We start from the raw sequence: 13,372 nt of genomic DNA, 5'->3' as shown, positions 1-13,372 counted from the left end.
ATTTATCTTCAGTTAATTCTGTTTACAACAAGTTGTTTGATTTGGCTGGCTCGAAACTAGAAAAACGCATATTTAGATATTTCCAATTAACATAATTATCATACAAACCTAAACAATCTCTTCCAATAATTGATTTTTTAATAATAAATCCACGTTTTTCGATAAAATTTAAACATACATCCCAACGATTGTTAAATAAAGTAGAGTGCCAATTATTCCACCAACCGAAAGAATTATAAACATCTACAATTTCTTGTTGTCGCTCTCCATTAAAATAATTAAATAAGTCCCATAGAAAGTGATATGGTCCAAAGTTAAGCGAAGCAATTGGATCTAAAAACCGATTATCTTGCTTGGGAATAGCAATTAATAGTGGTGATTCTGGAATGACATGATTCTGACTAAAATAATTCCAGAAATCTACTTCATCAAATTCAACTAATTTATTCTGCGAGCTTTCAATACGATAAAAATTATTATAAGGAAATTTTTCATAAAACTTTTTTGACTCAGAATCTTGAAATAATTCAAGTAGAAAATTATATAGATTACTAATGTTGCCATCATTTGTACAACAAGGATGTTTACTTATAAGGGAACTTAACGAAAGATTAGTGTTGGAAAAATCGTCTACCTGAAACCTGATAGAACCTTTACCAGAACGATAAACCCGAGCAGATGGATGTGAAGCAACTATATTAATCTGACTTTGGATGTTTATGTTTTGTTGTATTATATTTTCACATTTTTGGAGCCAATAATCCGCAAACCAAAGTTTATTTGATTTTGCATCTTCAGGAGGATTCCAACTAATCAACAGTTTTTCATTGTCTGAATTATGCTTTATCTTTTGGTAAACATAAAATTCACCCCCAAGTAAATCTAGAATTAAAAAAGGTTTCCAAGGTTGAATATATTGAGAACCAAAAAGAATATGTTCAATCAGACTTAGATAATGATTCTTTCCATAATTTCGTTGACGCTCTTCAATTAATTGATAAAGTTGAATCAAAAACCCAATTCGCAAATCATAATCTCTATCTATATGAGGTTCAACTAATATTAAAGCCGATGGCTCTAGAAATAAGCTAAGTGCTTTTAGATATCTATTTCCCTTAGTACTCTCGATATTTTCTATATCATTGTCATCTAAAGAGAAAGTCAATATCAATGGATTTAGCCAACCTACAGCAGAATATTCATCTTTATTATTATTGATGATATCTTTACTATATTCCAAATCTATTACTTCTGGATTAATTCCTTCATCGCTATTAATTTGCTTAAAAAAGACTCCACTAACACTGCTATTTTGAGCAGCAACAGAATTAGGAAAACCTAGTTCTTCTAGTTCAACTACTTTGTAGCGATACTTTTCATTATAGTCTGTTGCATTGCGAAAATCTATAAGTCTTTTTCCTCGCAATTCCGGTAAGTATAACAAGTTCATCTGAGGTCTATTAAATGCCTGTGCATCCCCTGAATCTTTGACATAATATTTATCATTTTGATTCTTGTATTTCCAAAGACTTACAGTAGATTCATTCTCAGACATAGGATGAATTATTTTGGGACAAGTTTCAGAATCTTCTTCTACTTGTTGTAATTGATTTTCTTCATTTTTTTTGTCTAGCAATATTTTTTCTGCATCGCTTAAAGTATTATCTTTTCTCAATCTAGTAGAAAATGACTTTTCACTATAATCTGGAAAATAATACTTCCATTCTTCGGAGCTATTTAAATCTTGATAATTTGTTCGCGAAACAATAGTAAACTTTAGCATTAAGAATAAATCTTTTCCTACAATTATTAATATCAAACTTTATTTGGAACGAGAAAATAATTCTGTTTCTAACAATTTATCTATATCCTCAATAAAACGCTGCTTCCATTCATCAAGCTGCTGTGTATCGATAGATATGAGACTAGCCCAAACAGTATCAGTATAATGCTCTCTGAAAGAATCATTTAACCACTGTAAATCCTCAATCCATTTTGATGAGCGCAAGAATTCGACTCTTTCTAATATAATTAATAATTTACGCTGTTTTTCATAATCTTTCAGTAGATTGTTGTATTCATTTTTCTGAGAAAAACTAAACTGAGGTATTATATCTGTTGATAAAGATTTTAAGCGTTCTTCATCCTTATCAATTAGAGTTAATATCTCGGTGTATATTTCTAAAGCAGTTCTTAATTCTGCTTCTATTTCTTCTGCATTTTTTTTGATATCTCTATTATTAAATGATAACAATTTAGTACTTAAACTAACTTCTTGATAATCCTTACTTAAACCTTCTAAACTTATTGTCTGTTGGGGAGCGGATTTAAGTTCGTTGATGATATTAGCTAAATCGTTAGAAATCTTAGCAATTTTTTCTCTGACTGTATAAGGTTCTTGCTGAAATTTTTCGACATGAAATTCACGTGATTTTAACATTTCTAATAAAAATTTTGCTAAATACAAGTTGTAAATATATGTTTCGTATTGATTTATATTAGAAATACCTTGATAAAGTTTTTGAAACGCATAACGATTTTTTAATAGAATCATCGCCATATCAATTAATATTTCTTGCTGTTGCTTTAATTTGGGGTCAATTTTCTTGATGACATCAATTCTTATTTTATCAAGTTGTACCTTAATTCGGTTTACACTATTTCTTTTAACAAGAATGAATTGTGGATATTTCGGTATTTTCGGATAATTAGGCAAATAATTAGTTAATAATTGACAATATTTTTTTGCTTTATCGTAATCGTCAGTAAATTGGCATAATCTCTCAAAAACTGTCTGTTCTAAATTTTCTCCTTGAATTAAGTCTCTATCAAGGTTGTTAAATTGTCCGCATTGAATTGGACACAGCGCATTGGTATTACTTAAAGTATAAGAAAATGAAACTTTATCTTCAATTGAAGCTTCAAATGCTTCATTCCTATTAGCAATATCAATTGCTTGAAGCTGTTTAGGTAATTGTTCAATTATTATTTCTAAATTATCTTTATTATCTATCTTTAGTTGATGTTTGGAGGTATTTTCATTATAGGATAATATTTCTTCAAAGAAGATTTCTTTTATTGCATCTATCATTTCACGATATTCTTGATTATTTATAAAATTTTCAACCGCTACTGATTTAATGTCAAATCGCCAAATATAATTATAATAATTAACTTCATTCGGGTCGATAAACTTTATTTCTTTTAAATATAAATCTTGATAATCTTGGCATTCCTCTATTTGATTTTTTTCTACTGGAATAGCAAGCTCCATTAAATTTGCTCTTAGTACTTTATCAAAAAAATTACTTTGATAATTTTGTTCGTTAACGAATTTTTCTAAGTTATCTAGATTATCCTTTATTATTCCAAAATTACCAATGATTGAGGCAATATTCCTTACGTTTATATTATTAACATCTGCGATATTATTCTGTAATTTATGGAAATACTCTGCCATTTTATCTTTGTTTGGAATTTCATGTAATTTATCAACAATAGGTTTGCTAACTTCAAAGGAAGATGTTATCTTTGCTTGTTCGCAAAATAAATCTACCTTAGTAAAGTCTTGCTTAATTTTATTTTGAAATTCTTTCCGATAGTATTTTTCTAAATTTTCACAAGTAGCTTGAATAATAAAATCATTTAAATCACTCCATAATGTTTGTAAATCAGAATATTGTCGATTTTCAAAAATGGAAGAAGTATATATGAAGCTCAAATTAGTAAAATCAAAATCTAACAAATTATAAATTATGTGTTTAACTTTTTTTATATCTTGATTTAACTGATTTATAAATGCTAAATTCGCACAGCAAGCTTTGGTTAGCTTAATTTTGGTAAAAATATCAATTAGCTTGACATCTTGTTGGTACCGTAAAGAAAAGAAGTGATTTTCTTGAGTAATTTTTAATTCTGAGTTTAAATAGCTATGAAATTCATTCAACAGTTGTTCGCTATATTCATCTTGTTTGATTTTTTCAAGTAATAAATCGTATTTATTAAATATAAAATAAATCGGAATATTACGATAGCGCTTATCAGTTTGAGCAATTTTGTCTAGCAAGTGGATAAGTTCACTATATGAATTTGATTCTTCTTTTTTTTCTACAGAAAATACTAAGATAATTGCAGAAGGTAAGTGTCTTTCAAAATATCCTTCTAAGGATTGCCATTTTATAACACTAGAATCTTTGACTATTATTTGCTTATCATCTATTTCATGAAATGAAAATCTACATAAATTACGAACTTTAGAACGCATATACACAAGATGATTTTCTCCTGCTTCTAGCTCTTCTCCTGCTTTCCATTTTTGTTTATCTATTCTGCTATCTGTTGAATCATCAATATATTTGATTGATAGAGATTGTTGGTTAGATTCCGTGCTGAAATGTTCCATAGCATGGAAAAAATATGTTTTTCCTGCACCAGAAGCACCGATAGTATAAACAAAGTTATCTGTACCATAGGGTGAGGGTAATTTAATTTCTTCAAACTTTTCGCAGTCATCGAATTTGAATTCTAATTTTTCTTTTAAAAATAGTTCCATTAATGGTGCGGTTGCACCCCAATATAGTAAAAGTCTTTCTAGGATTTCCTCTATACTTTCTTCTCCCAGTTGCTCTATAACTTCTTGATGTTGTAATGATTGTACTGAATTTTTCACAAAATTATTCAGACTAATCAAACCAAAATGATTTATAAACCTGTACAAATAGAGAAAAGCAAGTGTAAATTGCCTTTGTGAATCACTATTGAGATTATCAGTAAAAACTTTATTGAGGAAGATTGGGGAATTATCAATATCTCCTTTACAAAACATAGCAGATTCAGTCATTTTTAATATTTCAATTAAAAATTCCTTTTCTTCTTCAGCAGATATAGATTCTTGAGGATATAAATATGCGTAAAGATTAGACATAGAATAAAGCAATTTTCGCTGTAACTGCTTTTCATACTCGTCCTCGATCCACATCAAATCAATTAAAAGTTCTTGTATGTAATCTTGCCATAATCTAGGTGCCGAGATTTTTTTTGCAAGTAAAATTTCATCAAATTGATTGTTAACTTGACCAACAAAAGAACGAAGTATATCTCCTTCTCGCTGATTTTTAACCCGTAGTTCTTTTTTTTCAGATATATCCCATAAATCTAGAAAAAACCCTCTTGTTGCTTCTTCTCTGGTTCGCGCAAAAACTTTCCAGATATCGTATAAATGATATAATTCATCATAGTTAATAGCATATTCTAGTATTTCAATATAGTTATTTCGCTGTTGGTATTGTTCTGAAGGATTTTGCATAAATCCTGGTCTGTTATCAATCAAAGAGTTTATGTGTTGAATCAAACTCTGACATTCCTGAGAATTGCTAATCATAATTAGTTTTATTTGTATTGAATTATTTTTGTTTTCTAACTAATTCTAGTTTTTTAATAGCCTGCTCCGGAACAGCTATAAATAAATATGATTGGATATTTAATAAAATTTCATAGCGCTTTTTGTTTGTCTTTTTCTGTTGAGACTTTTGCTTTAAAGGAATTAAATTTTTAGTGATTTTTAAGTCTTCTTGGTTGGTAAAAATAAACGCTACGTTAGTTGGTTCTTCATTAAACTCAATTACTAAAGTCCGGTTTTCTTTTTCATATGCTTTAAAATCATATCGATATAACATCCGTAACTGGTCGAATTTTTTGGGATAACCTTGACTGGGAAACTTTTCTTCAGTATTTATCTGTAATATTTTAAATAAATACGAACTTGATGCAAATAAATAGCTTAGTTTTTCGATAAAATCTTGTTGTTGTTGACCTGTTTCCACTTCCATCTCTAGAAGTTCATCGATAGGATTAAAAATTTCTCTTTCTATTTGGTGAATCTGATTAATCTCTGCTAATTTCTTTTCTAAAGCACGTCCCTGGAGATATTTACAAGATTTATATCGCGAGCTTGAATCATCTTGATTATAAATAAATCTATAATAAAACCCTGTAGCAGACTTTAAAGTTAATAAAGCAATATTAATAAATTCTGCTACTTCAGTCTTTTGAGTAAATGAATTGAGTCTTTCAAGCCTATCTATATATTCGCTACAGTCAAGATTATGTATTCCTACTGCTATAATTAACTGTTCAATATAGTTTTCTACATTATTTTTTAAAGTAAAAACTATTTTCCATAACTTACTTGTACCAATAAGTTGCAAAATTGGAGGAGCTATTTCAAACTTTCGGTTTGTATTATTACCTGTTACGTGCCCTAATTTAATAATAAAAGGTTCTGTTTCTTGATTCGATTCAATTTCAGGAAGATCCCATTTCAAATCAATTTTATAGCCATCACCATTATAGGATAGAGAATCTTTTGCTAAATTGGCAACAGCAAACAAAGTCGAACCTACTTTTTTAATTTCTTTCTCACCTTCAATAATGAATGGGTATCCTTGCGGTGAAATCACAAATAAATTCTTCACAAGTAGTTGGTTATCTTGCCATACAAATTGATTCCATGAGTCATAACCAGATATCAAGTCACTTTGGACAGGCGCAAAGAAACCAAGGTTTTTCTGGCTTATACAATTCCAACGAAATAATTCCATTGGAAGACGAGCCAAAGCATATAAATCCTGCTCGTTAAGAATGTGGTCGTTTTCAAATTTAGGTACTTTAAAAGCCATAGCTGAGGTTACTAGCTTATTAATGTGTGAGGTAAATTTATATCCTTAAGACTTATGCAACTGGCATATTTTTCTTGTAGGGGAGGCAAAAAGGGGTGTAGATTTTCTTCCTCCTTTATTGCCGTTGCTGTGACACTTCAACGAATTGTTAACGTAATAATAAGGTTTGTAGTGTTACCCACCACCTGAGTTTTTCTCAATTCGCGTAAGTCCCAATTCTATTCAAGGTAATAGGGCTATTTTCAAGAATTTTTTGGGGAGTTTAGGCAATATGTGGAAAAAGAAAGCCTCTAAGCTATACAATAAATTTCTAACTTTCTAATGATTTTGTATTAGAGTGCATATTGTTGTTTGCTGAACTCGATATTTCTATCAAACACTATTGTCATATGAGTTAAGCCTTGAGATATTTGACTTAATTCGAGTTTTGAAAATTGTTCTCGAATTAACAAAATTGATTTTTACTGTTAAATTATTTATACAGGACTCCTCTACAAATTTTTTCAAAAATCATTTAGCCAAAATTTTGCTGTACAAAAAATACAAAAAAATAATATGCTCAGTATGCCGAAGTTTGATTCAAGTAGAATTCCTCTAACTCAAAGATAACTCGAATATCTCATGGTCTAACTCGAATCAGTCGTGCTTTGATATAGGTAAGTGTCTCTAACCACAGATACGTTTTCTAAATATCTATATATAGTGAATCAATTATGACAGAGACAGGCAAGTATAATTATGAGTATAGAGTCGGAGGAAGTTTAGCAGAAAACGCCCCCTCTTACGTGGTTAGACAGGCTGATGAAGAACTTTACCGCTATCTGAAAGCGGGGGAGTTTTGTTATATTTTTAACTCCCGACAGATGGGTAAAACCAGTTTGATTGTCCGAACCCAAAATCGACTCAAAGCCGAAGGATATGCTTGTACTTCTTTGGATTTTTCTATCAGGGGTAGTGGGGATATCAAGTCCGAGCAGTGGTATGCAGGAATTGTTTACAAATTAGTAACGAATTTTGAGCTAGGAAACCCGAAGGATTTTCTGCTTAACTGGTGGAAAGATAGAAGCGCAATTTCGGTTGTGGAGCGTTTGGATGAATTTATAGAAACTGTATTATTAACATCTATCAAAAGTAAGATTGTTATATTTATAGATGAAATAGATAGTATTTTAAGTTTGCAATTCCCCACGGATGATTTTTTTGCTTTAATTAGAAGCTGTTATGAGAAGCGTAATTATAACCCCGAATATAAAAGATTAACTTTCGTTTTGGTGGGAGTTGCGACTCCTGGGGATTTAATCGGGGATAAAAGACGGACTCCGTTTAATATTGGTAGAGCAATTCAACTTGATGGCTTTAAAGAAAGTGAAATCGAACCTTTAGCTAAAGGATTTACCGGAATTGTCGAGAATCCTTTGGGTTTAATCAAAGAGGTTTTGAATTGGACTGGTGGACAACCTTTTTTAACTCAAAGGGTTTGTAAGCTATTGAGGGATGGGGAATTAGCTACAGGGGAAAAATTAGAATCGATTATTCACAGCAAAATAATTAATAATTGGGAAGCTCATGACGAACCAGAGCATTTAAAAACAATTCGCGATCGCATGCTTTTAGGAGAGCAGATTGCCGGACGTTTTTTAGGATTATACCAGCAAATTTTACTCAATGGTTATATTGATGCCGATGACAGTCTGGAAAACATGAGGTTTCGGCTGCTGGGATTGGTAGTCAAAGAAGATAGAATTATCAAAGTTTACAATCGAATTTACAAATCGGTATTTAATTTAGATTGGGTAGAAAAAGAATTAGGAAAATTACGTCCTTACTCGGAAAGTTTTCAAGCTTGGGTAGATAGTGGTTATCAAGATGAGTCGCGATTGTTGAGGGGACAATCGTTACAGAATGCTTTGATGTGGGCTAACGAGAAAAACTTGAGTAATGAGGATGCTCGGTATTTAGGAGCTTCCCAGGAATTGGAAAAAGCAGAACTTGCAGCAGCTTTAGCAACTCAGGAAGAGGAAGGTAGGATATTAACACAAGCGAATCAAACTTTGAGCAAAGCGCAGAAAAAATCGACTAGAATGATTCGATTTGGTTCTGGGTTTTTGGCTGTGTCTATGTTATTTGCTGTTAATGCTCAAATAAAAAGTCAATATATTCAAAAAGTAGCGCAACTGGAACAAGCTGGAATCAATTTATCACGAGAATCGTTTGTATTAGGACAAATTGAGGCACTCTCAGAGGCTATACGGAATGGAAGAAAGTTAAAAAGTTTAGTAAAAGATAAACAATCTTTAGGAGATTATCCCGCCAACACTCCTATATCTAACTTACAAAATATATTATCTAACATTAAAGAACGCAATAGCTTAGAAGGACATCAAGATCATGTCTACAACGTAGCTTTTAGCCCAGATGGTAAAACTTTAGCTACAGGAAGTTGGGACACAACCATCAAGTTGTGGGATATGGCTAGTGGTAAACTCCTAACTACCTTGCAAGGACACCAAGATGCAGTCTTGAGCGTGGATTTTAGCCCGGATGGTAAAACTTTAGCTACAGGAAGTTGGGACAAAACCATCAAGTTGTGGGATATGGCTAGTGGTAAACTCCAAACTACCTTGCAAGGACATCAAGGTGCAGTCACAAGCGTGGCTTTTAGTCCGGATGGTAAAACTTTAGCTACTGGTAGTGTTGACAGAACCATCAAGTTGTGGGATATGGCTAGTGGTAAACTCCTAACTACCTTGCAAGGACATCAAAATCAAGTCTGGAGCGTGGCTTTTAGCCGGGATGGTAAAACTTTAGCAACTGGTAGTGTTGACAAAACCATCAAGTTGTGGGATATGCCTAGTGGCAAACTCCTAACTACCTTGCAAGGACATGGAGATGCAGTCGAAAGCGTGGCTTTTAGTCCGGATGGTAAAACTTTAGCTACTGGTAGTGTTGACAGAACCATCAAGTTGTGGGATATGGCTAGTGGTAAACTCCTAACTACCTTGCAAGGACATCAAGATTATGTCTACAGCGTGGCTTTTAGCCCGGATAGTAAAACTAAAACTTTAGCAACTGGAAGTAGGGACAGTACTATCAAGTTGTGGGATATGGGTAGTGGTAAAATCCTAACTACCTTGAAAGGACATCAAGATGATGTCATAAGCGTGGCTTTTAGCCCGGATGGTAAAACTTTAGCAACTGGTAGTAGGGACAGTACTATCAAGTTGTGGGATATGGCTAGTCGTCAACTCCTAACTACCTTGCAAGGACATCAAAATCAAGTCTGGAGCGTGGCTTTTAGCCGGGATGGTAAAACTTTAGCAACTGGTAGTGTTGACAAAACCATCAAGTTGTGGGATATGCCTAGTGGCAAACTCCTAACTACCTTGCAAGGACATGGAGATGCAGTCGAAAGCGTGGCTTTTAGTCCGGATGGTAAAACTTTAGCTACTGGTAGTGTTGACAGAACCATCAAGTTGTGGGATATGGCTAGTGGTAAACTCCTAACTACCTTGAAAGGACATCAAGATTATGTCTTTAGCGTGGCTTTTAGTCCGGATGGTAAAACTTTAGCCTCTAGTAGTGGGGACAAAACCATCAAGTTGTGGGATATGGCTAGTCGTCAAATCCTAACTACCTTGGAAGGACATCAACATCAAGTCTTTAGCGTGGCTTTTAGCCCGGATGGTGAAACTTTAGCTTCTAGTAGTTGGGACGATACCATTAAGTTGTGGGATATAGCTAGTCGTCAAATCCTAACTACCTTGAAAGGATATCAACATGATGTCATGGGCGTGGCTTTTAGCCCGGATGGTAAAATTTTAGCCTCTGGTAGTAGTGACAATACCGTCAAGTTGTGGGATATCGCTAGTGGTAAATTTATTTCTACCTTGGAAGGACATCAAGAAGCTGTCTACAGCGTGGCTTTTAGTCCCGATGGTAAAACTTTAGCCTCTGGTAGTGGGGACAAAACCATCAAGTTGTGGAATTTGGATTTGGATGATTTACTGGCTAAGGGTTGCGAGTATCTTGAAGAATATTTGATTACTCGGGATGAGTTGAGGGGGGAGTTGTGTCCGAAGGAGTGAGGAGATGGGGAGATGGGGAGAGGGGGAGATGGGGATAATTGACCCCCCTCTCCTTCGATAAGGAGAGGGGATGGGGGTGAGGTAATTCGAGTTATCCAAAAAAATATTGCCGATATAATCCGCAAGTTGCTAATGTTCTTCCATTTTCTACTTTGATTAACCCTAGAGCGTTTAATTTTGAGCAAGTCTTGTTACTCAATTGCGCTTGTTGTGCATTTGTAACTCATATCTTGCACCAGTGTCAGTAGCCTTAGCTCACCATAGGGGTTATTGAAAATGGTGCTGTTCGCTCAGATTCCTCTAACTCAAAGATAACTCGAATATCTCATGGTCTAACTCGAATCAGTCGTGCTTTGATATAGGTAAGTGTCTCTAACCACAGATACGTTTTCTAAATATCTATATATAGTGAATCAATTATGACAGAGACAGGCAAGTATAATTATGAGTATAGAGTCGGAGGAAGTTTAGCAGAAAACGCCCCCTCTTACGTGGTTAGACAGGCTGATGAAGAACTTTACCGCTATCTGAAAGCGGGGGAGTTTTGTTATATTTTTAACTCCCGACAGATGGGTAAAACCAGTTTGATTGTCCGAACCCAAAATCGACTCAAAGCCGAAGGATATGCTTGTACTTCTTTGGATTTTTCTATCAGGGGTAGTGGGGATATCAAGTCCGAGCAGTGGTATGCAGGAATTGTTTACAAATTAGTAACGAATTTTGAGCTAGGAAACCCGAAGGATTTTCTGCTTAACTGGTGGAAAGATAGAAGCGCAATTTCGGTTGTGGAGCGTTTGGATGAATTTATAGAAACTGTATTATTAACATCTATCAAAAGTAAGATTGTTATATTTATAGATGAAATAGATAGTATTTTAAGTTTGCAATTCCCCACGGATGATTTTTTTGCTTTAATTAGAAGCTGTTATGAGAAGCGTAATTATAACCCCGAATATAAAAGATTAACTTTCGTTTTGGTGGGAGTTGCGACTCCTGGGGATTTAATCGGGGATAAAAGACGGACTCCGTTTAATATTGGTAGAGCAATTCAACTTGATGGCTTTAAAGAAAGTGAAATCGAACCTTTAGCTAAAGGATTTACCGGAATTGTCGAGAATCCTTTGGGTTTAATCAAAGAGGTTTTGAATTGGACTGGTGGACAACCTTTTTTAACTCAAAGGGTTTGTAAGCTATTAAAAGAAGACTTACCCACGAATAATATAAGTACCGTCATTGCGACGAAAGGAAGCAATCTCAAACCACCCAAAATTGGTAATGAGTTGGTAAATCCGATAAAACAAGGGGAATTGAGTAGTGGGGAGAAATTAGAATCGATTATTCACAGCAAAATAATTAATAATTGGGAAGCTCATGACGAACCAGAGCATTTAAAAACAATTCGCGATCGCATGCTTTTAGGAGAGCAGATTGCCGGACGTTTTTTAGGATTATACCAGCAAATTTTACTCAATGGTTATATTGATGCCGATGACAGTCTGGAAAACATGAGGTTTCGGCTGCTGGGATTGGTAGTCAAAGAAGATAGAATTATCAAAGTTTACAATCGAATTTACAAATCGGTATTTAATTTAGATTGGGTAGAAAAAGAATTAGGAAAATTACGTCCTTACTCGGAAAGTTTTCAAGCTTGGGTAGATAGTGGTTATCAAGATGAGTCGCGATTGTTGAGGGGACAATCGTTACAGAATGCTTTGATGTGGGCTAACGAGAAAAACTTGAGTAATGAGGATGCTCGGTATTTAGGAGCTTCCCAGGAATTGGAAAAAGCAGAACTTGCAGCAGCTTTAGCAACTCAGGAAGAGGAAGGTAGGATATTAGCACAAGCGAATGAAGAATTAATACAAGCACAACATAAATCCGGTAAAGCCAATGAAACATTGAGGAAAGCGCAGAAAAAATCGACTAGAATGATTCGATTTGGTTCTGGGTTTTTGGCTGTGTCTATGGTGGGAGCGATTGTTGCTACCATAGTTGTTCAAAGACAATTTTATACTCTTGCTATAGAGAGATTAGAAGAAACTGGAAAAATTTCATCACGAGAAATATCTTCTGGAAATATTGGAATTGACCGTTTAGTGGAGGCTATGGAAGCTGGACGAGAATTAGAAAGTTTAACAACAAGTAAACAATCTTCTATTGGCTATCCTGCTTCTACACCTGTTATCAACTTACTAAGCATATTGTTTAACATTCAAGAACGCAATCGCTTAACAGGGTATCAAGATACAGTCTTGAGCGTGGCTTTTAGTCCCGATGGTAAAACTTTAGCCTCTGGTAATGGGGACAAAACCATCAAGTTGTGGAATATCAGCAGCGGTAAAATCATTTCTACCTTAAATGGGCATCAAGATACAGTCTTGAGCGTGGCTTTTAGTCCCGACGGTAAAACTTTAGCAACTGGCAGTGTTGACAAAACCATCAAGTTGTGGAATATCAGCAGCGGTAAAATCATTTCTACCTTAGATGGGCATCAAGATACAGTCTTGAGCGTGGCTTTTAGTCCCGATGGTAAAACTTTAGCCTCTGGTAGTCACGACAATACCATCAAGTTGTGGAATATCAGCAGCGGTAAAATCATTTCTACCTTAA

At 34.1% G+C, this 13,372-nt stretch carries 5 protein-coding genes and 1 pseudogene; 2 read left to right on the top strand and 4 right to left on the bottom strand.

What is annotated here, in order from left to right:
• Positions 1-22 precede the first annotated feature (22 nt).
• The 3 genes from ACM03V_RS31720 to ACM03V_RS31710 are packed head-to-tail and all read right to left on the bottom strand — an operon-like array spanning position 23 to position 6,677.
• Complete coding sequence (locus tag ACM03V_RS31720) at positions 23-1,819, bottom strand: hypothetical protein (protein ID WP_414624793.1); 1,797 nt, start codon at positions 1,817-1,819, stop codon at positions 23-25.
• Between the two features lie 3 nt (positions 1,820-1,822).
• Positions 1,823-5,380, bottom strand: coding sequence for a hypothetical protein (locus ACM03V_RS31715; protein ID WP_414624792.1), 3,558 nt, complete (start codon positions 5,378-5,380; stop codon positions 1,823-1,825).
• Between the two features lie 22 nt (positions 5,381-5,402).
• Positions 5,403-6,677, bottom strand: coding sequence for a hypothetical protein (locus ACM03V_RS31710; protein WP_414624791.1), 1,275 nt, complete (start codon positions 6,675-6,677; stop codon positions 5,403-5,405).
• Positions 6,678-7,390: 713 nt separating this feature from the next.
• Between ACM03V_RS31710 and ACM03V_RS31705 the strand changes: the two genes are divergently transcribed.
• On the top strand, positions 7,391-10,762 hold the full coding sequence (locus ACM03V_RS31705) for an AAA-like domain-containing protein (protein ID WP_414624790.1): 3,372 nt from the start codon (positions 7,391-7,393) through the stop codon (positions 10,760-10,762).
• A 91-nt stretch (positions 10,763-10,853) separates the two neighbouring features.
• Here the strand turns inward: ACM03V_RS31705 and ACM03V_RS31700 are convergent.
• Positions 10,854-10,973, bottom strand: a pseudogene (locus ACM03V_RS31700) (AAA-like domain-containing protein); the annotation flags it as partial.
• Positions 10,974-11,181: 208 nt separating this feature from the next.
• On the opposite strand from ACM03V_RS31700, the gene ACM03V_RS31695 reads away from it, so the two are divergent.
• Positions 11,182-13,372 (top strand): AAA-like domain-containing protein (locus ACM03V_RS31695; RefSeq protein ID WP_414624789.1); only part of this gene is annotated, 2,191 nt, incomplete at its 3' end.

Source organism: Calothrix sp. CCY 0018 (assembly GCF_963920925.1).
In the GTDB taxonomy this organism is placed as follows: Bacteria; Cyanobacteriota; Cyanobacteriia; order Cyanobacteriales; family Nostocaceae; genus Rivularia.
This window is presented reverse-complemented; position numbering and strand designations above follow the sequence as displayed.